At 71.5% G+C, this 25,977-nt stretch carries 21 protein-coding genes; 4 read left to right on the plus strand and 17 right to left on the minus strand.

Annotated features, from left to right (window positions below):
* Positions 1–206: 206 nt before the first annotated feature.
* The 15 genes from EIY87_RS19300 to ddaH form a co-directional block, all read right to left on the minus strand.
* Positions 207–854, minus strand: a complete 648-nt coding sequence (locus tag EIY87_RS19300) for a phosphatase PAP2 family protein (protein ID WP_125310106.1) — start codon at positions 852–854, stop codon at positions 207–209.
* Positions 851–2,020: a glycosyltransferase gene (locus tag EIY87_RS19305; protein WP_125310108.1), complete on the minus strand. Its 1,170-nt coding sequence runs from the start codon at positions 2,018–2,020 to the stop codon at positions 851–853. Before EIY87_RS19305 ends, EIY87_RS19300 begins: the two co-directional genes overlap by 4 nt.
* Positions 2,017–3,273, minus strand: coding sequence for an O-antigen ligase domain-containing protein (locus EIY87_RS19310; protein WP_225439941.1), 1,257 nt, complete (start codon positions 3,271–3,273; stop codon positions 2,017–2,019). The genes EIY87_RS19305 and EIY87_RS19310 overlap by 4 nt, the downstream gene beginning before the upstream one ends.
* A 1-nt stretch (position 3,274) precedes the next feature.
* Positions 3,275–4,801 (minus strand): right-handed parallel beta-helix repeat-containing protein, encoded by a 1,527-nt coding sequence (locus EIY87_RS19315; protein WP_125310111.1) that lies wholly within the window; start codon positions 4,799–4,801, stop codon positions 3,275–3,277.
* A gap of 9 nt (positions 4,802–4,810) precedes the next feature.
* Positions 4,811–6,844 carry a heparinase II/III family protein gene (locus EIY87_RS19320; RefSeq protein WP_191984174.1) on the minus strand — a complete coding sequence of 678 codons (2,034 nt, stop codon included), beginning with the start codon at positions 6,842–6,844 and terminating at the stop codon, positions 4,811–4,813.
* On the minus strand, positions 6,844–7,086 hold the full coding sequence (locus tag EIY87_RS19325; RefSeq protein ID WP_125310116.1) for a hypothetical protein: 243 nt from the start codon (positions 7,084–7,086) through the stop codon (positions 6,844–6,846). The genes EIY87_RS19320 and EIY87_RS19325 overlap by 1 nt, the downstream gene beginning before the upstream one ends.
* Positions 7,087–7,241: 155 nt before the next feature.
* Entirely contained in the window at positions 7,242–9,419 is a 2,178-nt protein-coding gene (locus EIY87_RS19330; protein WP_125310118.1) for a bi-domain-containing oxidoreductase, read from the minus strand.
* Positions 9,416–11,326 carry an asparagine synthase (glutamine-hydrolyzing) gene (gene asnB / locus EIY87_RS19335; RefSeq protein ID WP_125310120.1) on the minus strand — a complete coding sequence of 637 codons (1,911 nt, stop codon included), beginning with the start codon at positions 11,324–11,326 and terminating at the stop codon, positions 9,416–9,418. Before asnB ends, EIY87_RS19330 begins: the two co-directional genes overlap by 4 nt.
* A gap of 33 nt (positions 11,327–11,359) precedes the next feature.
* Positions 11,360–13,132, minus strand: a complete 1,773-nt coding sequence (locus EIY87_RS19340) for a Wzz/FepE/Etk N-terminal domain-containing protein (RefSeq protein WP_125310122.1) — start codon at positions 13,130–13,132, stop codon at positions 11,360–11,362.
* Positions 13,129–14,490, minus strand: coding sequence for a GumC domain-containing protein (locus EIY87_RS19345; RefSeq protein ID WP_191984175.1), 1,362 nt, complete (start codon positions 14,488–14,490; stop codon positions 13,129–13,131). Before EIY87_RS19345 ends, EIY87_RS19340 begins: the two co-directional genes overlap by 4 nt.
* 109 nt (positions 14,491–14,599) lie before the next feature.
* A complete protein-coding gene (locus EIY87_RS19350; protein WP_125310126.1) occupies positions 14,600–15,790 on the minus strand; it encodes a glycosyltransferase family 4 protein in 1,191 nt (396 codons plus the stop codon).
* Positions 15,771–17,087, minus strand: a complete 1,317-nt coding sequence (locus EIY87_RS19355; RefSeq protein WP_125310128.1) for a nucleotide sugar dehydrogenase — start codon at positions 17,085–17,087, stop codon at positions 15,771–15,773. Before EIY87_RS19355 ends, EIY87_RS19350 begins: the two co-directional genes overlap by 20 nt.
* 131 nt (positions 17,088–17,218) lie before the next feature.
* Entirely contained in the window at positions 17,219–17,905 is a 687-nt protein-coding gene (locus tag EIY87_RS19360) for a glycoside hydrolase family 75 protein (protein WP_125310131.1), read from the minus strand.
* A gap of 222 nt (positions 17,906–18,127) precedes the next feature.
* Positions 18,128–18,769, minus strand: a complete 642-nt coding sequence (locus EIY87_RS19365) for a polysaccharide deacetylase family protein (RefSeq protein ID WP_191984188.1) — start codon at positions 18,767–18,769, stop codon at positions 18,128–18,130.
* Between the two features lie 86 nt (positions 18,770–18,855).
* On the minus strand, positions 18,856–19,683 hold the full coding sequence (gene ddaH, locus EIY87_RS19370) for a dimethylargininase (protein ID WP_404800066.1): 828 nt from the start codon (positions 19,681–19,683) through the stop codon (positions 18,856–18,858).
* 83 nt (positions 19,684–19,766) lie between these two features.
* Between ddaH and EIY87_RS19375 the strand changes: the two genes are divergently transcribed.
* Positions 19,767–20,213 (plus strand): Lrp/AsnC family transcriptional regulator, encoded by a 447-nt coding sequence (locus tag EIY87_RS19375; RefSeq protein ID WP_026468878.1) that lies wholly within the window; start codon positions 19,767–19,769, stop codon positions 20,211–20,213.
* A gap of 55 nt (positions 20,214–20,268) precedes the next feature.
* On the opposite strand, the gene EIY87_RS19380 is transcribed toward EIY87_RS19375, so the two are convergent.
* Positions 20,269–20,637 (minus strand): hypothetical protein, encoded by a 369-nt coding sequence (locus tag EIY87_RS19380; protein WP_125310135.1) that lies wholly within the window; start codon positions 20,635–20,637, stop codon positions 20,269–20,271.
* Between the two features lie 22 nt (positions 20,638–20,659).
* Between EIY87_RS19380 and EIY87_RS19385 the strand changes: the two genes are divergently transcribed.
* The 3 genes from EIY87_RS19385 (at position 20,660) to EIY87_RS19395 (ending at position 24,664) form a co-directional block, all read left to right on the plus strand.
* Positions 20,660–21,415 (plus strand): enoyl-CoA hydratase, encoded by a 756-nt coding sequence (locus EIY87_RS19385; RefSeq protein ID WP_125310138.1) that lies wholly within the window; start codon positions 20,660–20,662, stop codon positions 21,413–21,415.
* A gap of 262 nt (positions 21,416–21,677) precedes the next feature.
* On the plus strand, positions 21,678–23,603 hold the full coding sequence (locus EIY87_RS19390) for a 2-oxoacid:acceptor oxidoreductase subunit alpha (protein WP_125310140.1): 1,926 nt from the start codon (positions 21,678–21,680) through the stop codon (positions 23,601–23,603).
* Positions 23,600–24,664 carry a 2-oxoacid:ferredoxin oxidoreductase subunit beta gene (locus tag EIY87_RS19395; RefSeq protein WP_125310143.1) on the plus strand — a complete coding sequence of 355 codons (1,065 nt, stop codon included), beginning with the start codon at positions 23,600–23,602 and terminating at the stop codon, positions 24,662–24,664. Before EIY87_RS19390 ends, EIY87_RS19395 begins: the two co-directional genes overlap by 4 nt.
* 69 nt (positions 24,665–24,733) lie before the next feature.
* Here the strand turns inward: EIY87_RS19395 and EIY87_RS19400 are convergent, their stop codons facing one another.
* Positions 24,734–25,969 carry a sunset domain-containing protein gene (locus EIY87_RS19400; RefSeq protein ID WP_125310146.1) on the minus strand — a complete coding sequence of 412 codons (1,236 nt, stop codon included), beginning with the start codon at positions 25,967–25,969 and terminating at the stop codon, positions 24,734–24,736.
* Between the last annotated feature and the right edge of the window lie 8 nt (positions 25,970–25,977).

Consider the following 25,977-nt stretch of genomic DNA (forward strand, 5'->3'; position numbering starts at 1 on the left):
CCGACGGCCCGGCCGAGCCCACCGAACACGTCCTCCTCCAGCCGGCACCAGCTCAGCAAGCCGCTACCCGCCGGGCCCCCGAGCCCACCGGCGACTCGCTCCCCCAGCCGACACCCGCCCACCAAGCCACCACCCGCCAGGCTCCCAAACCCGCTGGCCACTCGCTCCCCCAGCCGCCCCCGGCTCGCCAACCCCGCAGCAAGTCCTCAGAGCCGGTCGGCGACGCGGTCCACCACCCACCCGGTCGCCGGGACCGCGGCCAGCGCGGCGCAGAACCCGCCGACCGCGTCCGTCGGGTAATGCGCCCCCAAGGCCACCTCGGCCCAGCCCATCGCGATCCCGGCGATCAGCGCCAGGCCGAGGACCAGCGGCACCGCGCTCGCCCGCCCGAGCCCCAGCCGGTCGGCCAGCAGCAGGCCGATGATCAGCGCGAGCGCCGTCGCCAGCGCCGTGTGCCCGCTCGGGTACGACAGGAACTCACCGTGGATGGTGCGCCCGACGATCGGCTTCAGGAGTGTCGTCACCGCCACCGTCACCAGGACGCCCAGCACCGTCAGCACGGCCGTCCGCGCGCGACGGGCCAGAATGCACACCCCCGCAATCAGGGCGACCAGCACGACCGACCCCACCGGTTCGCCGCCGAAGTCGATGACGAGCGCGACGTACCGCCACGGTGGCTCGACCCCGTCGAGCGACGGCAGGACCGCGGCGTCGACGCCCGTCAGCCCGGAGTCGTGGAAGTGGAGGATGGCGAGCGCGACGAGTACCGCCGTCGCCAGCGCCCCCGACATCGCGAGCGGCGTGCGCAGCGCGGCCGGCAGGACCGCGGGTGCCGTCCGGACCAGCTGCTTCACGCCTCGATCGCCGCCTTGTACCCGGCGATCAGCCGGTCCAGGCCGACCGCCGGGGTGAAGTCCTTCTCGTACCGGACGCGGGCCGCGTCGCCCATCTCGTGGTTGCGGTCGCCGACGATCTCGCGCAGCCGTTCCGCGAGCGACACCTCGTCGTCCGGCTGGTGGAGGAGCCCGGTGATGCCGTCCTCGACGAGCTCCGGGAACGCCCCGTGGGCGGCCGCGACCGTGGGCACGCCCGCCGCCATCGCCTCCACCACCACGAGGCCGAACGCCTCCAGCCACGTCGACGGCGCGACCACCGCCACCGCTTCGGCCGTGAGCGCACGGCACTCGGCCTTGTTCTGGAGGCCCACGTACGAGACGTCGGAGCGTCCACCCGCCCAGGCCGCGACCTCGTCCTGCATCGGGCCCGTGCCGGCGATGACCAGCGGAACGCCGAGGGCACCGCCGAGGCGGTCCCAGGCCCGCATCAGCAGGCCGACCCCCTTCTCCGCGGTGATCCGGCCGAGGAACAGCACGTGCTTGCCGTCGCCGGTGCGGCGGACGCCGGGGTCGGTGACGAAGTTGTGCTTCACCGCCATCCGCTCGCCGGGCATCCCGGCCGACACCAGGAGGTCGCGTTGCGCCGCCGAAATGCAGAAGAACCGCGAAACGCCCGTCCACCACCGGCGGCGGTTCGCGACCATGCTCGCCGCCATCGGGAGCGTGGCCGCGGTCGAACCGCGGTAGCAGCCGTGCTTCACCGCCGGCAACGGCGAGCCGCCGACGCACTCGGTGCAGATGTGGCCGTCGCGGTGGAGCGTGCCGGGCGGGCAGACCATCGTGTAGTTGTGCAGCGTCGCGACCGCGGGCACCCCCGCGTCCGCGCAGGCGGCGACCACCGACGGCGACAGCAGCGGGAACGTGTTGTGGATGTGCACGACGTCCGGGCGCTTCGCGCGCAGCCGGGCGGCGAGCTCCTTCCGCACCGCCGGGTTCCACGGCACCATCAGCGGCACCGCGGCCTTGCGGGGCAGCGGCATCGCCGCGATGTCGTCGCTGCGGCGTTCGAACAGCGACACCTCGTGACCGCCCTCGGCCAGCAGCGAGACTTCGGCGTCGACGACGTTGTTCTCGCCGCTCGGCTGCTCGGACCGGTACCGGTTGTGCACCACGAGCACCCTCACGCGCTTGCCCCCTTCGCCGGGATGAATGCTTGTTCGTCGGACTGCGGCACCCCGCGGACCAGCAGTGACGCGGCCACGGCCAGGTGCAGCAGATACGGCGACGCGTCGCCGAGACCAGCTTCGGTGTAGGAGGCCGATACGCAGTAGGTGATCAGGAAGATCGCGCACGCCCTCGCCAGCGAAGGTGGCCGCAGGACCGCGACGACGATCAGCGTCAGCAGGAACGCGGCGACCAGGGCGATCCCGACGAAGCCCTGCTCGTGGTAGACCGCGAGCCAGCTGTTGTCGATCGGGAGGCCGTCGTAGGACTTGTCGGTCAGGCCGACGCCGAAGATGTACTCGGCCGTCGTTCGGGGGGCTTCCAGCAGGGCGTCCCACACCTTCGCCCGGCCGGTGAGGCTGGAGAAGTTGTCCGCACTCTGCCCGCGGAGGAACCACGTCTGGAGCGCGCCCGCGAGCACCAGGCCGGCGACCCCGCCGACGCCGACCGTCCACGCGAACACCTTCCGCGCGCGGGGGCTGGTCAGCAGCATCGACAGGAAGGCCACCGCGAGCCCGGCGACGAGGCCGAGTGTCGCGGTGCGGGTGTGCGTGAGCATCAGCAGGCCCAGCACCGGCACCACGATGAACACCGCGCTGCGCCACGTCGTGCGGCGCCCGAACCAGAGGAGGAGCGTGAGCCCGGCGATGACCGCCGCGTACTGGCCGATCTGCGGCGGGGTGAGCGGCCAGATCGCCCCCGAAAGCCGGCCGCCGTAGATGTCCGGCATCGCGTTGCCCGGGGAGATCACCAGGCCGATCGCCACGGACGCGAGCACGATGGCGTAGGTGCGGATGTGGTAGCGGACGAAGGTGAAGCCGCCGTCCCACCAGCGGGTCAGCAGCCAGAGCGTGGACACGAACACCGTCAGCCGGAAGCACCGGAACAGCGCGCCGGCGCCTTCCTGCAGGTCGGCGCTGGAGAGGATGCTGGTCACCAGCAACAGCGTCAGCAGCAGCAGGTAGGCGCTCGGGCGGATCCGCAGGTGCTTGTTCAGCACCAGCGCGATCACGAAGGCCGTCATCAGCGCGCCCATCGTGACCAGCTGGCTGACCGAACGCGGCAGCGGGATGACCGTCTTCGCGCCCGTCGAGCCGAGCGTGTTGAGGATGAGCAGCGCCCAGGCGAGCCCTGCCCACTTCGGCGTCGCGGACGGCGGTTCGGCCGCGGCCTCGCCGCGGATGCCCGCCACCGATGCGGTGTGCGCCGTCATGTCAGCCCCCGCCCTGTGCGCTGTACGTGCTCCCGGTGTCCTGCGAGTACGGCGTGCCTTCCCACTCGCCGACCTCGAGGACGCGGTCGGTCGTGTAGACGATGAACGTCCACGGGCCGGTGTAGCTGTTGTCGTGCCAGCGGTTGTCCTGCTTGAACGTGATCGCTTCCTGGACCGCCTCGCCCTTGTACGGCGACCAGTCCGGGTAGGTGCCGAAGTTCGACAGCAGGCCCATCCGGCCGCACGCGGCCTGGCAGCCGACGATCGCCGGGTCGAGGACGAACTTGTTGTCGTGGATGTCGACGTGCTGGGTCTTCCAGCGGCAGTCGGCCAGCAACGGGCCGGTCGTGATGGCCGGGGCCGCGCACTGCTTCACGTTCGGTACGAGCCGGGTGCAGTCGCCGGAGGAGGTGTTGGCGGGGCTGTTGCAGAAGCGGTCGGCGTTCTCCCACAACGTGATCCCGGACCAGTTGTTCTCCAGGTAGTTGCGGGAGATCTCGATCTTCGCGGTGCGTGCCTTGATCCTCGGCTCGCCGCCGGACTCGGAGATGTAGATCGTCGGCGTCGGGAAGTTGTCGCCGCGGTCGGCGTACCGGCGGCCGTCGACCCAGTTGTTCTTGCGGATCGTGTTGTCCCGGATGACGGCGTTGTAGCTGATCTCGTAGATCAGGGCGGCACCGTCGTTGTTCTCGATGAGGTTGCCTTCGATGAGGAAGTCGTTGTTGTTCGTGTCGGCCCAGAGCCCGGTGCCGTGGTTGTCGTGCACCCAGTTGCCGCGCACGTCGGCGCCGTTGACGTCCCAGAACTTGATCCCGCCGCTGCAGCCGCAGCCGTCGATCTTCGTCTCCCAGTCGCCGGTGTTGTTGCCGGCGATCTCGTTGCCCTCCACGACGAGCGCGGTGAGCGGGGTGGCGCCGGAGTAGGCGTTGATCCCGTACTGGCCGTTGCGGCGCAGGCAGTTGCCGCGCACCTGTTGGCGCGCGCCCGCCATCAGGCCGGCGCCGTCGTTGTCCTGGATGGTCGAGTGCTCGATCAGCCAGCCGTCCCCGGAGTCGTGGTTGACGACGCCTTCGTCGTGCGGCGCGGCGAAGCCCTGCACGGTCACGTAGGTGATCTTGACGTTCACCGCGTGCCCGGTGAACGCGTACTGGTTGATCTTGCGGCCGTCGACGATCGCGCCCGGGGCGCCGATGTAGACGTCGCCGTCCTTGGGGGTGACCTGGTCGTACTTGTCGTCGCCGAGGATGTGCTTGCCCGGCTTGAGCCAGAACGTCGTGCCCGGGCCTGCCGAGCGCGTCTTCGCCGCGAGGTCGCCCGGCACCGCCGGGTCGACGACGACCGCTCCCGCGGGTGCGGTCGTCGGGCCGGCGGGTTCCTTGTCGCACACGGCCGCGACCGAACCGCTGGGTGCCGGGGTGGCCTGGGCCGGTCCCCCTTCGGTGTCCGGGCCGCCCGAGCACGCCGCGACCGTGAGCAGGACACCGAGCAGCGGGGCGGCACGGCGGAGTCGGAGGCGGCGGGCTGTCACGGGCGGGTCCTAACTGAAGCGGAGCAGGGTGGTGAGGTGTCCGGGCGTCCCGGAGCCGACGAGGGTGGTCGAGGGTTCCTTCCGGCCGAAGCCCGCGGAGTACCAGCCGAGCGGCGGCTCGACCTCACCGCGGTGGGCGCTCCAGGACAGCTCGGGTGGCAACTCGAGCACAGCGGTCCGCACTCCGCCACCGGCGAGGGACCCGGACACCCGGCCGGCGACCGGTTCGAGTTCGTCGCCGGAGGAGGCGGACGCGGCACCGGACCGACCTTCCGCCGCCGTGGTCAGCGCGTCGGGGGCGGGCCAGCGGAGGTGCGCCGCCGTCCCGTCGAGCACGACCGTCACCTCGGGGCCCAGGTGGAACGCCAACCGGCCCGCCGAACCCGCTTCGCCCAGGACTTCGTCGACGATCGTCAGCACTTCGCCGTCCAGCTCGACCGTGCGGCGGTGGACCGCCGGCGCGTAGCCGTCGTGGGCGGCCGACCAGTGCGACGGGCCGCCGGGCGGGGTGCGGACGTCGAGGACCTTCGTCACCGCGTGCCGGGTCCACAGGAACGGGCCGCCCGAGACGGACTGGTCGCGGGCGTTGAGTTCCAGGGTGTTGTGGCCGAGCGTCGAGCGGAAGTACGACCGCCACTGGGGCTCGCCGTGGTAGCAGAACGTGCCCGGGTCGGCCAGGATCTCCACGCCGTCGTGGCGGACCTCCACCGACAGGGCGTCCGCGTGGGCGTGGGCCGCGATCGACAGGAAGCCGTGGGGGCCGCCGTCGCAGCGGGCCCACACGCGGCCCGACCGCAAGATCGTCATCCCCGCGTCGCGCAGGTGCGCCGGACGGCGACCGGAGCGGACGCCGGACGCCCGCGGGGTGCGCGTGGCGAGCGACGCCAGCAGCGGCGTGCGGACGTCGTCGCCCGGGGCCGCCGGCCACCAGTCCAGGCGGCCGAACAGAACCTCGCCGGACGCCAGGAGCGAGGCCCAGCGGTTCGTTCCCTCGCCGTCGACGATCAGGCCGAAGCCGTCGTCGGCGTCGCCCTGGCGCGGGGGGTGCACCCTGTTGTCCACAATGGACGCCAGAGCGTCGGTCATCCGGAGCAGGACGTCCCACGTCGAATCCGGCACCGGCGCGCCCGCCGTGTCGGCCTCGAGCGCGGCCGCGAGGCCCAGCTCCAGGACCAGGCCGTGGTACTCCGAGGCCAGTTCGGCGTTCAACCCGGACGGGAACGTGTTGCGGCCGAGCTGGACGTCCAGCGAACGCGTCGCCGAAGCCCGCCAGGCCGCCGACTCCGGGAACCAGCCGAACGCGCACGCCGCGGCCAGCAGGCCGGCGTCCTCGGCGATCACGTGGTTGTTGGCCGACGAGCCGTGGCTGCGCAGGGTCGCGAGCCAGTTCTGGTGGTGCCACAGCTGGAGCTGGAAGTCCGGGTTGTCCTCGAACAGCTCCGGCGCGCCCGCCCAGCCGTCGAGCAGGCGGCGCGTCCAAACCCACGACAGCAGCCGGATGCCGAGCTCGATGCCGCTCACCCAGTGCGGGCCCTGCAACGGCGGGTTCTCCGCCCACCACGAACGCAGGTGCGCGGCCACGCGCGTGGCGTACGCCGGGGTGCCGGTCAAGGCGTACGCCGCGGCCAGCACGGTCAGGTGCTGGTGGCGCGACGGCTCCCAGATCTGCTTGATGTCGCCGACCTCGTCCTCCGACCGGTACGGGACGTCGAACGCGTACCGGTCCGAAGGCGCGCGGCGGCCGGTCTTCGGGTCGAGGAACCAGTCCGGCGACACCATGTCCGTGCGCACCACGCCGAAGTACTCGGCGCGGCCCGCCATCAGCTCGTCGGCGGTGGCCAGGAGCCGCGACACCGCCTCGGCGGACACCTTGCCCAGCACGCCCGGCGGCAGCGTCGCGGTGAACCGCGGGTGCGACGGCCAGTCGGGCGCCGCCGGCAAGGCAGACCGCCATTGCCGCTGGACGACGGCGTGCCGCGCGCGGCCGATGACCTCCGCCGGCCCCATCCGGGACAGCCGGCGCAGGTACCAGCCGGGGCCCATCACGGCCGGACCCCCGCGGTCCGCAGCCGCTCCGACGCCACGCCCGCCGGCCCTCGCACGGCTGCCGCCGGCGCCGCGCCCGGCAGCTCCCGCACGACTGCCGTCGACAACCGCGCCGACGCCACGCCCGCCGCGATCCGCGGCCGTTCCGACGCCACGCCCACCGCCGTCCGCAGCCACTCCGACGCCACGCCCACCGCGATCCGCAGCTGTCCCGCCGCCACGCCCGGCAGCTTCCGCACGGCAGTCCGGAGGCTGGCCGATCCCGGTGAGTGGCAGCCGGAGGCCACGACGGCGGCACCTCGCCCGCCCTGCCGCCGATCACGCTCGGGCACGTGAGCCGCCGCTTCGGCGAGGTGGTCGCTCGCGGAGGCGCGGTCCGCTTCCGGCGAGGGCGTCATGCCGGGGCGCCCGTCTTCCGCGGCAGCTCGATCCGCACCGGTGCCGCGTTCGCGGCGCTCGACTGCGCGGCCAGCGTCGCCAGGGTCGTCGCGGCCAAGGACTCGACCGAGATCGGCATCGGCGCACCCGTGCGGACCGCGGTCAGGAAGGCGTCGACCTCGGCGGCCTGGCCCTTGTCGCGGCCCTTCGGGATGCGGGAGCTCGCCCACTTCTTGCGCGAGTACACCGAGGCGCGGACGAAGTCGTCGAACTTCAGGACCTTGCCGTCGGCCGTCAGGTCCAGGGTTTCTTTCGGGAAGCCCGAGGAGCCCGTCTCGGCGTAGGTGATCACCGCCGTCGAGCCGTCCGCGTAGCCCAGGGTCACCTGGAGGTCTCCGGTCGCGTACACCGATACCGGGTCGGCGTCGAGGAGCCAGCTCACCGTGTCGATGAAGTGGCCGCCCTCGCCCACGAAACGGGAGCCTTCCGAGTCCGTCTGGTTGTACCAGCTGCCGTGGTCGAGGCGGCCCGCGTTGACCAGGTAGCGGACCGTCGCCGGGCCGACGCGGGGGCCGAACTGGGCCCTGGCTTCGTGCAGCAACGGCGCGAAGCGGCGGTTGAAGCCGACCTGGAGGCGGTCGTTGCCGGACTCCTCGATCGCGTCGAGGACCTTCTGCAGCTCCTGCTCGGACAGCGCCAGCGGCTTCTCGACGAACACCGTCTTGCCCGCCAGCAGCGCCTGGCGCGTCAGCTCGGCGTGCGAGCTGTGCCGCGTCACCACGAAGACCGCGTCGATCGAGGAGTCGCCGAGAACGTTGTCGATGTCGGTGGACGCCTCGGCGAAGCCGAACTTGCGGCGGGCGTTGGCGCCGGACAGCGCCGACGTCGTCGCGACGTGCTTGAGCTGGACGTCGGTGCGCTCGACCAGGTGCGGCAGCAGCATCGACGACGCGTAGTTGCCCGCCCCGATGAAGCCCAGCCGGACGGGCTGCCCGGCCGGCAACGCGGCCGCGGGCGACGAAGCCACGCCGACCCGCGCGGACGTCACGACCGGCTCCGTCCTGGCGACCGCGTCCTGGTAGCGGAACAGCACCGCGACCGCCTTGAGCGACCCGTCGTTCAGCGACTGGTACGTCGAGACCGCGTCGGAGAAGTCCGAGACGTGCGTGATCAGCGGCTCGACGTCCAGGCGGTCGCGTGCGATCAGGTCGAGGACGCACTCGAGGTTGCGGCGCTCGGTCCAGCGGACCTGGCCGATCGGGTAGTCCCGCCCCTCCAGCTCGTACGACGGGTCGTAGCGGCCCGGCCCGTACGACCGTGAGAACCGGACGTCCAGTTCCTTCTCGTAGTAGGCGTTCCACGGCAGGTCGAGCTTGCACTTGCCGATGTCGATCACGCGGCCGCGGTCGCGCGACAGCTTCGCGGCCAGCTCGACCGGGTCGTTCGTGTTGCCGCCGGCCGCCAGGTACGTCTGGTCGACGCCCGCGCCGTGGGTCAGCTCGGCCACGGCGTTGTCGACGATGCCGGACGCCGGGTGCGCGCAGGTCAGCGCGCCGAGGCTCTCGGCGAGCTTGCAGCGCTCCGGGTCGGGGTCGACGCCGACCACGCGCACGCCGGACGACGTCAGCAGCTGCACGACCAGCTGGCCGATCAGGCCGAGCCCGATCACCAGCGCGACGTCGCCGATCTGCGGTTCGCCGCGGCGGACACCCTGCATCGCGATGGACCCGACGGTGCCGAACGCCGCGTGGCGCGGGTCGACGCCGGTGGGCACCGGCGAGTAGAGGTTCTTGGGCACCCAGTTCAGCTCGGCGTGCAGGGCGTGCTCGTTGCCCGCGCAGGCGACGAGGTCGCCGACCTTCACGTCGGTGATGCCGGCGCCGACCTGCTCGACGATGCCGCACAGCGAGTAGCCGAGCGGGGTGTAGGAGTCCAGTTTGGACGTCACCTTGCGGTAGGTCGCGGAAAGCCCGTTGGTGGCGACGCTCTGCATCACCTTCGCGACCTGGTCGGGCCGGGCCTTCGCCTTGCCCACGAGCGACATGCTGGCCTCGGACACCTTCATCATCTCGGTGCCGGTCGAGATCAGCGAGTACACCGTCCGCACCAGCACGCCACCCGGCTTGCAGGCGGGCTCGGGGACCTCGAGGAGCGCCAGTTCCCCGCTCTTGTAGTTCTGGACTACCTGCTTCACTTCGCTCCCGCTCCAGACATCGCGTTCCGGTACCAGTACTCGAGGGTCAAGACGTGCCAGAGGTGCTTGCCGCGGTCTTCCTGGCCGGCGGCGTCCTCGGCGACCATGCGCTGCAACGCCTCGCGCTGCAGGAAACCCGACGAAACGAGCACGCCCTCGTTGACGACTTCGCGCACCAGCGGCGCCAGGTCGCGGCTCATCCACGCCCGCAGCGGCGCGCTGAACAGGCCCTTCGGCCGGTGCACGATCTCGCTGGGCAGGATGTTCAGCGCGGCGTTCTTCAGCGCGACCTTGCCCGCGCGGCCGACGATCTTCTTGTTCCCGGGGATCTTGAACGCCGCCCGCACGACCTCGACGTCGACGAACGGCGTGCGCACCTCGGTGGACGCCGCCATCGTCGAGCGGTCGGTGTAGGTCAGGTTCAGCCCGGGCAGGAACAGCCGCGAGTCGGCCAGGCACATGCGGTTGACGAAGTCGTCCAGCGCCTGGTCGTGGTAGGTGTCCGCGTGCTCGGTCAAAACCGCGTCGACGTCGGCCGCCAGGTCCGGGTTGACCAGGTCGAGCAGCTCCGCGCGGTCGTACATCGTGTAGCTGCGCCGGAACGCCGTCTCCTCGGGCAGGCCCGCGAAGGACAGGAACCGCTTCGCGAACCGCACCGACCGGTACCCGCGCTTGGCCGACGCCACCGGCAGCCGGTCCACCAGGGACTCGACCGGCTTGCGCACCGCGCCCGGCACCTTGTGGTAGCGCAGCGCGATCAGGTTCGCGAGGTGCTTGCGGTAGCCGGCGAACAGCTCGTCGGCGCCCATCCCGGACAGCATCACCTTGACGCCGGCCTCGCGCGCGGCCGAGCAGATCAGGAACGAGTTGATCGCCGCCGGGTCGCCGATCGGCTCGTCGAGGTGGTAGGTCATCTTCGGCAGCAGGTCGAGCACCTGCGGCGCGATCTCGATCTCGTGCAGGTCGACGCCGAACTTCTCCGCCACGATCCGCGCATAGCGCAGGTCGTCCGGCATGGCCTCGAACTTGGCGTCTTCGGCGCGGAAACCGATGGTGTAGGCCGAAATGCCCGGCTGCGAGCGCGCGGCCAGCGCCGTCAGGTAGCTGGAGTCCAGCCCGCCGGAGAGGAACGTCGCCACCGGGACGTCCGAGAGCAGGTGCTTGGCCGTCGACTCCGCGATGACCTCGTGCAGGTCGACCTCGCCGTCGAAGGCGGCGCCCTCCTCGGCGACCTCCCGCAGCGACCAGAACCGGCCGCGGTCGACCTGGCCGTCCGGGCGGCAACGCAGCCACGTGCCCGGCTGCAGCTTCTCCGCGCCCTGGTAGGCGCACCGGCTGTCCGGCACCCAGTAGTAGAGCAGCGACGCGATCAGCGCCCCGCTGTCGACCTGCAGCGACCCGCCCAGCTCACCCGCGAGGGCTTTCAGCTCCGAGGCGAACGCGACGCCGCCGCCCCGCCGCACGAAGAACAGCGGCTTGATGCCCAGCTGGTCGCGCACCAGGAACAACTCGCCGGTGCCCTCTTCGAACATGGCGAAGGCGAACATCCCGCGCAGCTTCGGCAGGCAGTCGGTGCCCCAGCGCCGCCACGCCTGCAACAGCACCTCGGTGTCGGACGTGCCGCGGAAGCGCACGCCGGCGGCTTCCAGCTCGGCCCGCAGCTCCGGCGCGTTGTACAGCTCGCCGTTGTAGCTCAGCGCCAGGCCGTCGAGGACCATCGGCTGCGCGCCGGTTTCCGACAGGTCGATGATCGACAGCCTGCGGTGTCCCAAGTGGACGGAGCCGGCGCCGGCGGCGTGGTCGTACCGGCCGGAGCCGTCCGGCCCGCGGTGGGCCAGTGTCTTGGTCAGCCGGTCGGTCAGCGGCCCGCCGTCCGGCCAGAGGTAGGTGCCTGCGATGCCGCACATCTCGAGTGGGCTCCCCTTGTGTCGCGGCGCGGGTCAGGAGACCTCCGCGCTCTTTTCTGGCTCGAGTTCGGCGTTCAGCTCGCCCGTGTGGGCGGGTTCGCCGTGGTCGCGCTTGAACGGCGTCGGCCGCTTCGGGGGCTTGACCGGGGCGAACTTCTTCGTCGGGGCGTCCAGGTGGTCCGGGACGCTGACGGAGCCGGGGGCCGGCAGCGGCGCCGCCGGCGGTTGGGGGGTGGCGAGCGCCGGCGGGAGCACCGGCCGGACCGGGGTGAACCGGCGGGTCGGCGGCTCGGTCCTGGCGACGCGCTCGGCGATCCGGGCGGCCAGCTCGTCCAGGCGGTCTTCCTGCTCGACCGGGACGGCGGGCGCGGCGGGCGCGTGCCCGGCGCGGCCGCGCAACGCCGTGTGCAGGCCGTCCCACAGCGTGCCGTCGGACTTGTCCCGCGGGTCCGGGTCGACCAGCACCACGCCGATGATCGGGATGCGCTGGTCGGCGAGCTGCCGCGCGACGGTGTGCAGCCAGAGCGTGTTGGCGTGCCCGGCCTTGACGACCAGCACGGTCTCCTTGCCGAGGTGTTCCAGGTCGGTCCACGCCGTGCCGGGCGCGACCGTGCCGACGCCGATGCGGCGCTCGCCCGGCTCGGCGGCGGCGTCACCGGCGCCGAGCACCGGGACGTCGCTCTTGGCCTCCGCCGCCAGCTTGCGGACGTCCTCGCCGGGCAGGTCGTCGACGACGCTCGCGCGGCCGCCGTCCGCCAGCTGCCCGGCGATGTCGAGGGCGAGCGCGGCGGCGACCTTCGGCGCGCCGAGCTCGAGCACCGACACCCCGCGCGGGTCCTTCTTGACCACGCGCGCCAGCGTCGTGGCGACGCGCTCGCGTTCGGACACCACCCGCGAGCGCTGCCACACCCTCGCCAGGCCGCGTCGCTTCGACGGCAGCTGGGCGAGCACGGACGCGCCGAGGTGCGCCGAGATCTCCCGGCGCAGCACCGGCCGGTCGCGCGACACCGCGCCGACCGCGACGAGCGCGAGCCCGAGTGCCAGGCCGAGCGCGAACCCGATGCCGGCGTTGGTCGCGGTGGTCTTGAGGAACGCCTTCGGCAGCACGCGGGGCGCGTCGACGATCTGGGTGCCCGCGGCGACCTGCGGGCTGCCGATGCCGGCCTGCTGGGCGCGGGAGTCGAAGTCGGAGATCTGCGACGCGAGCGCCGCCCGGCGGCCGTAGAGGCCTTCGAGGGTGCTGGCGTTGGCGTTGCGGCCCTTGCCGGTCTCGTCGGCGATCTGCTGGTCGACCTTGGCCAGCTCGTCCTGGGCGTTCTTGCGCTGGTCGAGGATGGCCTTGGACTGCGCGGCCGCCGCGGCCTGGCTGCGCTGGACGTGGTCGGCGATGAACGTGTCGGCCAGCGCCTGCGCCTGCGCCACGGCCTCTTCGCCGCTCTTGGCCTTGACGGTGATCTGCAGGACGTTGTTCGTCAGGCCCAGTCCCGCGTAGTTCTTCATGAACTCTTCGGGCGCTTCGGTGCTGCCCAGCTTCTTCAGCGCGCCTTGGGCGATCTGCGTGGTCTGCAGCACGGCGACGTCGGTGCGCATGAGCGTGCCGCTGTCGGTCGGCGAGTCGTCCTGGTGGACGACGATCACCTTGGTCACCGCGGTCGGCGGGGCCGGCAGCACGATCGCGACCGCCGCGCCGGCGATCAGCCCGAGCAGCGCGGTGGCGAGCCAGACGCGCTTGCGGCGGCGGATCGCGACGAAGAGGCGCTGGAGGTCGACCAGCGGCGCGGCCGGGGTCTCGGAGGTAGTCGTCACGCCGAACCTGCCAGGGCTTTCTCGGGGGCTTCCGCCACGGGTTCGGGCTTCTTCGCCGGCTCAGCCGGCCGGACGGGGTGGGTCAGGACGGCGCCGACGATCTCCTGGCCGGCGTCGGCGCAGGCCTCGGCGAGCCGGACCAGCTCCCACGCGGTGCGGGTGCCGGCGCCGAGGACGACCAGGACGCCGGAGTCGGGACCGGCGTCCGGCACGGTCGGCCGCGCGGGCGAGAACTCGAAGACGCGCAGCGGCACGGACAGCCGGTCGGCCAGCCGGGCGAGCTGCTGCGCGGCCAGGCGGCCGGTCTCGTCGTCGTCGCCGACCAGGAGCAGGACGTCGGCGGGGCCGGTGGACAGCCGGGCCAGCACCCGCCGGTAGCGGATGTCGCGGTTGACCTCGTCGGCCGAGGTCGCCACCGGCGGCAGCACCCACGGCCGGTCGCCGCCGAGCAGCCGCCGCACCTTGCCGGCGAAGCCGGTCGCCGGGAGCTGGTCGCCCTGCGGCGTCGTGACGTCGACGCCGGCGAGGATCGGCGCGCCGAGCGCGGACGCGATCTGCGGTTCGCCGCGCAGCCGCCGGTCGGCGCGGGCGCTGAACAGGTGGCCGAAGACGCCGGCGAGGAAGAACAGCACCGCGCCGCCGACGGCGAGCTGCGTCAGCGTCGGCGCGGCCGCCCCGTCCGGGCGTTCGGCGCTGCCCATCACGACGGTGTTGCCGATGCCGGTGGCGAGGTCGGCCTGGTTCAGGTCGTTGATCGCCTGCTCCAGCGACGTCCGCAGCCCTTCGAGCTGGGTGCGGACCTGGACGCTCTCGACGGTCAGGTCACCACCGACGCCCTTGGCGATGTCGCTGATCTTCTCGGTGGTCAGCTTGACCTGGTTGCGCAGCGTCTCGCGCTGCTCCTGGGCCAGCTGCACCGACGCGTCCGCGGAGTTGCTGGCCAGCTGCCCGGAGTACTTGACGAACTGCTGCGCGACCTGGTCGGCGAGCTGCTGGGCGTGCTCGGCGGTGTCGGCCGAGACGGTGATCGTCACGACGTTGCCGTTCGCCACCGACGTCTTGACCTGCTTCTTCAGGTCGGCGCCGGTGGGGTGCCAGGCCAGCTGCGCGGCGGCGCGGTCGAGGACGACCGAGCTGGTCGCGACCTCGGCCTGGGTGAGCAGCTCGTCGGCCTGCCGCGGTCCCTGAAGCAGCACGCTCGACGACGTCTGGTAACCCGGCGAGAGCAGGAACGACGCCGCGGCACCGACCGCGGCGCCCAGGACGGCGAGGGCGGTCAGCAGCCGCCATCGCCGTCGGACGACCTGCCCGATCAGGGCCAGGCGCACCGTGTCTTCAGTCAACGGCGGTATCTCCATTCCTGAGACGGGTACGCCGAACGGGGTCGGTGAATCGGCCGGTTACCCGAACCGTCGTCGGACCGGGAGCATTGGTTACACGTCCGGTGAGTTCTTGACCGAACGGCGATCAGGACTTCACAGCGTGCTCATACGCGGCGATGAGGTTCTTCGCCGAGTTCTCCCACGAGAGCGCGCCCGCGACCCGCGCCTGCCCCAGCTTGCCCATCCGGACGCGCTCCTCGGGGTCGTCGAGCAGCTGGGAGACGAGCTTCGCGAACGCCGACTCGTCGTTGGCCGGGGCGTACACCGCCGCGTCGCCGGCCGAGACGCGCGCCTCGCGCAGCTCGAACGAGACGATCGGCTTGCTCATCGCCATGTACTCCATGACCTTGTTCATCGTGGAGACGTCGTTGAGCGGGTTCAGCGGGTCCGGCGACAGGCAGACATCGGCGGTCGAGAGGTAGCGGACCAGGTCCTCGTCGGGGATCCGGCCGGTGAACTCGACCTGGTTGGCCAGCCCGAGCTTCGCCGAGAGCGCGACCATGTCGTCGAAGGCGTCGCCCGAACCGACGAACACCGCGTGCCAGTCGGTGCGCCCGACCTCGTCCCGCAGCTTCGCGAGCGCGCGCAACGCGTAGTCGACGCCGTCCTGCGGGCCCATCACGCCGAGGTAGGCCAGCATGAACGGCTTGCCCTGCTTCAGCTCGGGCTCCGCCGGGACCTCCTTGAACCGCTCGACGACCGGGGCGCTGCGCACCACGAAGACGTCCTCGGGCCGCTTGCCGCCGCGGATCCGGGCGACCTGCTTGTAGCTCTCGTTCGTCGAGATGACGACGTCGGCGGCGCGGTAGGTGGCGCGTTCGAGTGCGCAGACACCGCGGTAGAGCAGGTCCTGGCCGCGGTCGAAGCGCGAGAGGTACAGCTCGGGGCACAGGTCGTGCTGGTCGAAGATGAACTTCGCGCCTTGGCGCTTCAGCACCTTCGCGACCAGGTACAGCAGGTCCGGCGGGTTGCAGGCGTGCACGACGTCGACCGGGCCGACCTTGCGGGCCAGCCGCAGCGTGTGCCACAGCGCGCTGCCGTACTCCTGCAGGTAGCCCGCGGGCCCGCCGGTCGCCGCCTTGAGCGGGTACCGGTGGATGTGGACGCCGTCGACGACGGCTTCGGGCTCGGTGTCGCGTTTCGTGCCCTGCGGGCAGATCACGTGGACTTCCCACCCGGCGTCGCGCAGGGTCGTGGACTCCTGCCAGACCCGCCGGTCGAAGGGAACGGACAGGTTTTCGACGAGGATGAGCGCTTTACCAGGCAAGGCCGGCATATCCCTCTTCAAGGCGACGCGTCGCCGCGTCGGGCAGGCGGACGAGGTCGACGAGCACCCGGTCGCCGCCGTGCGGCAGGGCCGCCAGCACGTCCGGGTCCTTGCAGCCGACGACGAGGACGTCGGCGTGGTCCACGACTTCTTCGACGGACCCGGCGAGCAGCTGGCCGAGGTGCGGCAACCGGCCCTCGATGTATTCGCGGTTCGCGCCCATCAGCCGCGAGAGGCTGACGTTCGCGTCGTAGATCTTGAGGTCGTAGCCCTTGCCGAGCAGCTTCTCGGCCAGCTCGACCAGCGGGGACTCGCGCAGGTCGTCGGTGCCCGGCTTGAACGACAGCCCGAACAGCCCGACCTTGCGCTTGCCGGTGCGCGCGACCAGGTCGAACGCGCGCTGCAGGTGCTCGTCGTTGGACGCGAGCACGTGCGACAGGATCGGCACGCTGACGTCGGCGCGGTGCGCGGCGTAGACCAGCCCGCGCAGGTCCTTGGGCAGGCACGAGCCGCCGAAGGCGAACCCGGGCTTGAGGTAGGCCGGGCTGACGTTGAGCTTGGTGTCGGCGAGGAAGACGTCGATCACCTGGTGCGAGTCGAGGCCCAGCGCCCGGCAGATCGAGCCGAGCTCGTTCGCGAAGCCGATCTTCAGGCCGTGGAAGGAGTTGTCGGCGTACTTCGTCATTTCCGCGACCGGGATCGGCACGCGGAAGACCGGCCCCGGCAGGCCCTCGTACAGCGCCGCGACGGCGTCGCCGCTGGCTTCGTCGATCTCGCCGATGACCGTCTTCGGCGGGTCGAAGAAGTCCTTGACGCTGGTGCCCTCGCGCAGGAACTCGGGGTTCACCGCGACGCCGAAGTCGACACCCGCGGTGCGGCCCGACGCCTTCTCCAGGATCGGGATCAGCAGGTCCAGGCAGGTGCCCGGCAGCATCGTGCTGCGGAAGACGACGGTGTGCCGCTCGCTCTTCTTCGCGAGCGCCTCGCCGATCTCCTCGGCGACGCGCTCGAGGTAGACCGTCGAGAGGCTGCCGTTCGGCGCCGACGGCGTGCCGACGCAGACCAGCGAAATTTCGCTGTCCGCGACGGCTTCCGCGACGTCGGTCGTGGCTCTCAGCGCGCCGCTCGCGACGACTTCGGCGGTCAGCTCGCCGATCCGCTCCTCGACCACCGGCGCCTTGCCTGCCGTGATGAGGTCGATCTTGACCGGGTTGACGTCCACGCCGACCACCCGGTGCCCCTGCCCCGCCAGGCACGCGGCGGAGACACAGCCGACGTAACCGAGCCCGAAGACACTGATCTTCACGCCACAACCTCCGCTTTTCCCGCGCGACCCATCCCTTGGTCGGCGGGCACCCCTGGATCGTTACCGCGAGGGTGGCGAACGGGGTAAAGCGTGAGACTGCCGTGAGGTGCAACGGTTAGCGCGCCACGAGTTCAGTTGCTGTTCACGAAAGTCGTTGCCAGGCTCTCGCCCTTGCTGATCGCGTTGGCGTGGTTCTCGATCGGCGAAACGGACGAGTTCTTGAAGCAGATGTACGTCACGCCGGAGTCGGTGCCGCCGTTGGAGGGGTCGGGGTTGATGCCGAGGTCCTTGGCCGTCGCGTAGGACGCTTCGCCGATGATCTGCGACGGGCCGGTGTCGCCGATGACGGCGTACTCGACCTTGCCGTTGTAGATCACCGCGCAGGAACCGCCGCCCTTCAGCTTCGACGACGTGTACTTCCAGATGCCGCTGGAGCTCGGCACGACGATGTAGGGCAGCTTCGCGGCGTTGAGCGCCTTACCGTCGGACTGGTGGAACGCGGTGTCGTCCTGGAAGCAGCAGTCGGTGTTTTCGTTGCACTGCGTGGTGCGCTGGCCGTCGCAGTCGATGTCCATGTCGGCTTTCCAGAACACGGCGCCGTTGGCGTCGCAGACGGCGACCGTCTTGCTCGAGACGTCTTCGTCGGTCTTGTACTTGCCGTTCGAAATCTGGTGGCAGCTGGTCGTCTTGGCCAGCAGCTGGGCCGCCGTCGGCCCGGCTTCGACGGTGGCCGGCGCGGCCGGCGCGGCGGTGGCGAGCGTGGCGGGCATCATGGCCGAGGCCAGCGCCAGGGTCGCGAGCAGGATCAGTTTCCGCATTTCCGGTGCTCCCTTTAGTTAGGAAACTTTCCTTACGGCGGCGGGGCACCAGGATGCACCGCGGGCGGCGCCGGGTTCAAGACCTCCGGGTGCGGGAATTTCCCATCATGCGGCCGGATTTGACGAAAAGGCTGCTCATCGGGCGCAGCTGCGGAAAAGTGGTCTGGACCGTGTTCCGGTCATCGGCAAAGCGGCTGGTCCGCCGACCGGACAAAACCGGCGTCAGCCGCGGCGGAACAGCCGCGTCACCCAGTGCGGCCGCCTGTGGCCGCCGTCGAGCACACCCTCGAGCCACTCGCCGTCGAGGTCGTGGCGCAGCTCCGTGCGGGCCTGCAGCCAGCCGTCGCGGCTGACCGCTCCGCCGTCGCTCGAGTAGACCCGCGTCGCGCCAGCCTGGCGCAGCCGCTCCAGCACCCGCTTGTCGTAGGCGCCGAACGGCAGCGAGTACCGCCGCACCGGCTTGCCGCACAGGTCGCCGAGGAGCTTCGGCGCGTCGGTCAGCTCGCGGCGGGCGTGGCGGTCGTCGAGCCGCCGCCAGTCGCGCGGCTCCCAGCCGTGCGACCCGATCTCCATGCCGGCGCGCACGAGCTCGCGCAGGCCGTCGCGGTCGAGGTAGCCGCGCTGCCCGAGGCGGCCGGCCAGCGGGAAGAACTCCGCCGTGAGCCCGCGGTCGAGCAGCCTCGGCAGCGCGATCTCGACGTCGGACTCGTTGCCGTCGTCGAAGGTCAGGTGGACGTCCTCCCGCTCGGCGACGTCGAGCACATCGTCGAACTGCTCGACGGTCAGCCAGCGCTCGTCTTCGCCCGGGTCGAGCTGGCGAGCCGGCCGGCCTATCCCGTGCACGGCGAGGACCACCGCCACCATTCCCACCGCCTGCCACCGCGAGTAGTCGATTTGTTACTTCGATTAATCGCCGTGGCAAACGGGTGAGTTACAGGTTCCGGACGGATTCACCCCTTGCGAATCTCCAAGGTGCAGCACTTCGGGCCGCCACCGGCTTTCCGCAGCTCGGAGATGTCGACGTAAACCGGCTCGTAACCACGCTCCGCAAGCAAGCCACCCAATCGAGTGGCCTCCACGGGGAGGACGACATTGCGGCCGTCGGAGACGCCGTTGAGGCCGAAGCATTCGGCGTCTTCCTTCGTCGCGTGCACGGCGTCCGGGAACAGCCGCTGGAGCACGCGGCGCGAGCCGGCCGAGAAGGCCTCCGGGTAGTAGACGATCTGCGCCCGCGTCGTGTCGGTCGCTTCCGCGAGCACGAACAGCGCCGTGTCGAGGTGGTAGTAGCGCGGGTCGACCAGCTGCAGCGAGACGACCGGGACCCCGAGGACCTCCTGCGCCTCGGCGTGCGCGGCCGGGTCGGTGCGGAAGCCGGTGCCGGCGAGCAGCAGGGAACCGGTCCAGGCGAAGTCGCCCTCGGCCTCGTTGATCTTCTCGGGCATGGTGATGTCGCGGTAGCCGTGCTCGACGAACCAGCGGCGGAAGTGCTCGGCCTCGGCGGCCCGCTGCGGCGCGCGGAACCGCGAGCCGAGCACGCGGCCGTCGACGACGGTGCCGGAGTTGGCGGCGAAGACCATGTCCGGCAGCCCGGGCTGGGCGTCGATCTCCTCGACGGTGTGGCCGAGGCGGCGGTAGGTGTCGCGCAGCTCGGTCCACTGCGCGACGGCGACGTCGGCGCTGACCGGCTGGGTCGGGTCCATCCAGGGGTTGATCACGTAGTCCACCGCGAAGTAGCGCGGCGGGCACATGAGGTATCGACGGGTGGTCGGTACACGCATCTCCTGCATGGTTGCAGGGTAAGGCGCGCCTAATTCCGCAATCAATCGCTGTTCGCTGCGCACATCTGTGCTAAGTGTTGCGTGTGAACACCATCGACCAGCGAATCGTTTCGTGTCTCGTGGCGAACGCGCGCTCCAGCTACGCGGAGATCGGCAAGGTGGTCGGCCTGTCGGCGCCGGCGGTGAAGCGGCGGGTCGACCGGCTCCTGGAAACGGGCATCCTCCGGGGCTTCACGGCGGTGGTCGACCCGGAGGCGCTGGGCTGGGGAACGGAGGCGTTCGTCGAGGTCACGTGCCAGGGCAACATCACCCCGGCGCGCATCCGGGCGCGGCTGGAGCCGCTGCCGGAGGTGGTGGCGGCGTACACGGTGTCGGGCGCGGCGGACGCGATCGTCCACCTGCGGGCGGCGGACATCCACCACCTGGAGACGGCGCTGGAGCGGCTGCGGGGGTTGGAGATCGTGGACCGGACGGTGTCGACCGTGGTGCTTTCGCGGCTGCTGGAGCGGCCGCCGACGCCGGAGGAGTGACGCCTCCGGCCCCCGTCTTCAAGCTTATCGGCGGGGGCCGACAGTTTTGCCGCGCTCAGCCCGCCAGCGCCCGCAGCACCAGCGAAGCCTCGTCCGGGTGCAGCCGCAGCTCCGTCCGCCCTCCCGCCGAGTGGAACGTCACCGCCTGGCGGTCGACCGCCTGCATCGTCAGCTCACCCGGGTCGAACGGCACCGGCTCCCCGCCCGGCGTACGCCACGTCGCCGCGCCCTCTCCGACCGCGATCCAGCCGCGGCGCTCCCGGCCCTCCGTCAGGTCCTCGGACCGCAGCACGCACGGCACCGACACCCGCTCCCCGCGCGCGAACGCCGCGGCCCTGGCCCGTCGGCGGCGGGCGCCGAACAGCTCCGTCATGTCGATCATCGTCAGCAGGTTGCCGACCAGCACCACCAGCAATTCCCCCATGCACCACCAATACCCTGGCCCGATGACCGACAGCATCGTCAGCGAGCACGCGGGCGGCGTCGCGCTCCTCACCATCGACGCGCCCGGCAGCCGCAACGCGCTGACCCTCGACCTGTCCGCCCAGCTCGCCGCCGCCGTCGAGGCCGCCGAACGGGACGAATCCGTGCACGCCGTCGTCGTCACCGGGACGCCGCCCGCCTTCTGCGCCGGGGCCGATCTCTCCGCGCTCAGCCACGCCGACGAAGCCGGGTTGCGGGCCATCTACGAAGGCTTCCTCGCCGTCGCGCGCTGCTCGTTGCCGACCATCGCCGCCGTGGGTGGGGCGGCCGTCGGGGCCGGGCTGAACCTCGCGCTCGCCGCCGATGTGCGGCTCGCCGGGCCGCGGGCGAAGTTCGTCGCCCGGTTCCTCGAGCTCGGGCTGCACCCGGGTGGCGGCATGACGTGGATGACGCAGCGCATCGCCGGGCCGCAGCAGGCCGCCGCGATGACGTTGTTCGGGCAGCCGCTCGACGCCGAGGCCGCCGTGCGCGCCGGGCTGGCGCTGCGGGTCGTCGAGGGCGACCTCGTCGCCGCCGCCCGCGAGCTCGCCGCCCCCGCGGTCGCCGCTCCGCGCGAAGCCCTCCTCGCCACCAAGCGCAGCCTCCGCACGACCGGGTCGCTCGGCGCCCACGCGGACGCCGTCGATGTCGAGATCGAGCCGCAGCTGGCGTCGCTGGCGTCCCCGGAATTCGCCGAGCGGGTCGAGGCGATGCGGGCGCGGATCCGGTCCCGCTCGTGAATCCCACCAGGTGGACATCGGGCCGCGAGACGCGCATCACAACGGACCCCCTAAGTTAACCGTTACCATCGGTTACAGGTATTTGTCGGACCAGCACAGAGGACCGACAGGGCATAACAGAGGTCGCCAACGACCCCGGACGCGCGGAAACATGGGCGCCGGGCGCGAGCTAACCTCGTGGTAGTGCCTGGTGATCCGCCTGTCGCGACACCGGGCAGGCGATCGACGGCCGCAACGTCGGGAGAGAGGGATTCCCTGACTCATGAGCACGAGTGCGAACGGCAACGGCGCTGGTCACGGCTCGCTCGCCGCGACCAGGACGACCGAGGTCAGCAAGCTCGACCGGGTGGTCATCCGGTTCGCGGGCGACTCCGGTGACGGTATGCAGCTGACCGGTGACCGCTTCACCTCCGAAGCCGCCGCCTTCGGCAACGACCTGTCGACGATGCCGAACTTCCCCGCCGAGATCCGCGCCCCGCAGGGCACCATCCCCGGCGTCTCTTCGTTCCAGGTGCACTTCGCCGACTACGACATCCTCACGCCCGGCGACCGGCCGGACGTGCTCGTGGCGATGAACCCGGCCGCGCTGAAGGCGAACCTCGGCGACGTCCCGCAGGGCGGGACGATCATCCTGAACACCGACGACTTCATCAAGCGCAACCTGGTCAAGGTCGGCTACGCGACCGACCCGCTCGACGACGACACGCTCGAGGGCTACCAGGTGCACCGGGTCGCCATGTCGACACTGACCCAGGGCGCGCTCGCGGACACCGGCCTCGGCAAGAAGGACGCCGAGCGCTGCAAGAACATGTTCGCGCTCGGCCTGCTGTCCTGGATGTACCACCGGCCCACCGAGGGCACCGAGCGGTTCCTGCGCGAGAAGTTCGCGAAGAAGCCGGACATCGCCGAGGCGAACATCCTGGCCTTCCGCGCGGGCTGGAACTACGGCGAGACGACCGAGTCGTTCGCGACGACGTTCGAGGTCGCCCCCGCGAAGCTGGCGCGGGGCACCTACCGGCAGATCACCGGCAACACCGCGCTGGCCTACGGGATCGTCGCCGCCGGGCAGCGCTCGGGCCTGCAGATCCTGCTCGGGACGTACCCGATCACGCCGGCCTCGGACATCCTCCACGAGCTGTCCAAGCACAAGAACTTCGGCATCATCACCTTCCAGGCCGAGGACGAGATCGCCGGCATCGGCGCCGCGCTCGGGGCGTCCTACGGCGGCGCGCTCGGCGTCACCTCGACGTCCGGCCCGGGTGTCGCGCTGAAGTCCGAAGCCGTCGGCCTCGGCGTGATGGTCGAGCTGCCGCTGGTGGTCATCGACGTCCAGCGCGGTGGCCCGTCGACCGGCCTGCCGACCAAGACCGAGCAGGCCGACCTGCTGCAGGCGATGTTCGGCCGCAACGGCGAGTCGCCGGTCCCGATCGTGGCGCCGCTGTCCCCCGCGGACTGCTTCGACGCGGCCGTCGAGGCCACCCGGATCGCGCTGAAGTACCGCACGCCGGTGCTGCTGCTCTCCGACGGCGCGATCGCGAACGGCTCCGAGCCGTGGCTGATCCCGGACGTCGAGACGCTGCCCGACCTGCGCGTCGAATTCGCGTCCGAGCCCAACGCGGACAACGACTCCGGCGAGTTCTGGCCGTACGTCCGCGATCCCGAGACCCTCGCCCGCGCGTGGGCGATCCCGGGCACGCCGGGTCTGCAGCACCGCATCGGCGGGCTGGAGAAGGCCGACAAGACCGGCCACATCTCCTACGACCCGGACAACCACGACAAGATGGTCCGGCTGCGGCAGGCGAAGGTCGACGGCATCGACGTCCCCGACCTCGTCGTCGACGACCCGAGCGGCGGCAAGGCCCGCGTGCTCGCGCTCGGCTGGGGTTCGTCGTTCGGCCCGATCGGCGCGGCCTGCCGGCGCGTGCGCAAGCTCGGGATGCCGATCGCGCAGGCGCACCTGCGGCACCTCAACCCGTTGCCCGCCAACCTCGGCGACATCCTGCGCAGCTACGACAAGGTCGTGGTGCCGGAGATGAACCTGGGCCAGCTCGCGCTGCTGCTGCGCGCGAAGTACCTCGTGGACGTCCACTCGCACACCAAGGTCGCCGGGCTGCCGTTCAAGGCGGAGGAACTGCAGAACCTGTTCTCGGAGATCATCACCAGCGTCACGACGGAGGCGGCGAAATGACCGCGATCGATCTGGGGATACCCAACCTCGGCGGCCTGGACCTCGTGCCCACCACCGACGAGCCGCAGAAGGCCAAGGACTACAAGTCCGACCAGGAAGTCCGCTGGTGCCCCGGCTGCGGCGACTACGTCGTGCTCAACGCGGTCCAGTCGTTCCTGCCGACGCTCGGCCTCAAGCGCGAGAACATCGTGTTCATCTCGGGCATCGGCTGCTCGTCGCGCTTCCCGTACTACCTCAACACCTACGGCATGCACTCGATCCACGGCCGCGCGCCGTCGATCGCGACCGGGCTGGCCACCACGCGGCCGGACCTGTCGGTGTGGGTCGTCACCGGTGACGGCGACGCGCTGTCCATCGGCGGCAACCACCTGATCCACGCGCTGCGCCGCAACGTGAACATCAAGATCCTGCTGTTCAACAACCGGATCTACGGCCTCACCAAGGGCCAGTACTCGCCGACGTCGGGCCAGGGCATGGTCACGAAGTCGACGCCGATGGGCTCGGTGGACACGCCGTTCAACCCGCTCTCGCTGGCGATCGGCGCGGAGGCGTCGTTCGTGGGCCGCGCGCTGGACTCCGACCGCAAGGGCCTCACCGAGGTCCTGCAGGCCGCGGCGGAGCACCGCGGGTCGGCGCTGGTCGAGATCTACCAGAACTGCCCGATCTTCAACGACGGCGCGTTCGACGTCCTCAAGGACGCCGACGAGGCCGCCACCCGCCTGATCCCGCTGCGCGCGGGCGAGCCGATCCGCTTCGGGCCGAACCAGGAGTTCGGCGTGAAGCGCGGCGACTGGGGCGGGCTGGACGTGGCGAAGGTCGCGGACATCGGCGAGGACAACATCGTCGTGCACGACCCGTCGATCGCCGACACGTCGTACGCGTTCGCGCTGTCCCGCCTCGGCGACCAGAGCCTCAACCACGTCCCGACGGGCATCCTCCGCCAGGTCGAGCGCCCGACGTACGACGACGGCGCGCGCGCCCAGGTCGAGCAGGCCCGCGCGGCCCGCACGCCGGACCTGCAGGGCCTCCTGCGCGGCAAGGACACCTGGACCGTCGCTTAGGCAAAAGCCGTGAAGGCCTCCTTACCGGCTTTTTTGCCCGGTAAGGAGGCCTTCACGGCTTTTGAGCGCTCAGGTGAGCGGGCGGAACCCGACGCGCTCGGCGTCTTCGGCGGTCCGGAACCAGACCTCGGCGACCATCTTCGGGAACTGCGCGGATTCTTCGGTGCAGTACCGCAAGGCCGTGACGCTCGCCTTCACCGCGAAGCTGTCGCTGGGCGCCCCGCCGCCGGGGCGCGGCATCGCGGAGCCGGGGCCGAACGGGCCGGGCGGGACCGCGTCGTCCGCCGCCTGCCGCGCGGGCGGCGGCTCGGGCGCGGACACCGCCGCTTGGTTCGGCTGCACCGACGGCTCGAACAGCGAGCCGCTGTGCCCGCCGGACAGGTCGGGATCGCGCCGTTCGACCGTGCGCATCGACGGCTGGATCGGCTGGGGCGCGTCGAAGCCGCCCCGGACCGTCGCCTCGCGCGGCTGCCGCTTCGGCAGCACCTGGGTCGCCTCGGCCGGCGTCTCCGGCGGCACGTCGAGCTCGCCGCCGGTCGACTCGTCGCCGCCGAACGCGTACTGCGGTGGCTCGGTCTCCGCCGGCTCGTCCTCCGACGCGGAACCCGCGGGCACGCTGAGGTATCGCGTGCGCTCGACCGGCTCCTCGAACGCCGACCGCTCGGCGGGCGGCTCGTGGTCGAACCAGTCCGGGTCCGGCGAGTGGTGCTCCGCCGGCGGCGACTGGAACAGCGAGCCCGCCGTCGAGTCCGGGTCGAGCTGCTGCTCGAGGCGCGAGAGCGCCGGGGAGGCGGGCTCGGGCTCGTCGTCCGGGACGAGGTACTCGGTCGCGGCGGACCGGTAGGGCTCCGGCTCGGTCTCGGGGACCGGCGTCAGGAACTGCGTCGCCGCGGCCCGGTACGGGTCGTCGTCGTCCGCGGGCTCCGGCTCGTGGGCCGCCTCGCGCTCCGGCTCCGGCGGCGTCCGCGCCGGGACCTGGGAGTCGAGCTCGGCGAAGTCCTGGTCGATGTCGTCGTGGACGTCGTCCCGGTGGATCGGCGGCGTCGCGAGCAGGGTGCCCGGGTAGGACGTCTCCTGGCGCGACGGCTCCGGTTCGGGCCGCGGCTCGGGCCGCGAGAACACCTGGGTGCCCGCCGCGCCGGCGTTCGCGGGCGTCCGCGCGGCGTCGGCGTGGGCCTGGGCCAGCGCGCTCTCGAGCTTGCGGACGCTCTTGCGGAGCGGCAGCACGAGCACCAGCCAGGTCAGGAGCACCCCGACGAAGAACGCCGCCAGGCTCCACAGCCAAACCTGTCCGAAAATGGACATCTTCCTCT

Origin of the sequence: Amycolatopsis eburnea (genome assembly GCF_003937945.1) — a bacterium.
Lineage (GTDB): Bacteria > Actinomycetota > Actinomycetes > Mycobacteriales > Pseudonocardiaceae > Amycolatopsis > Amycolatopsis eburnea.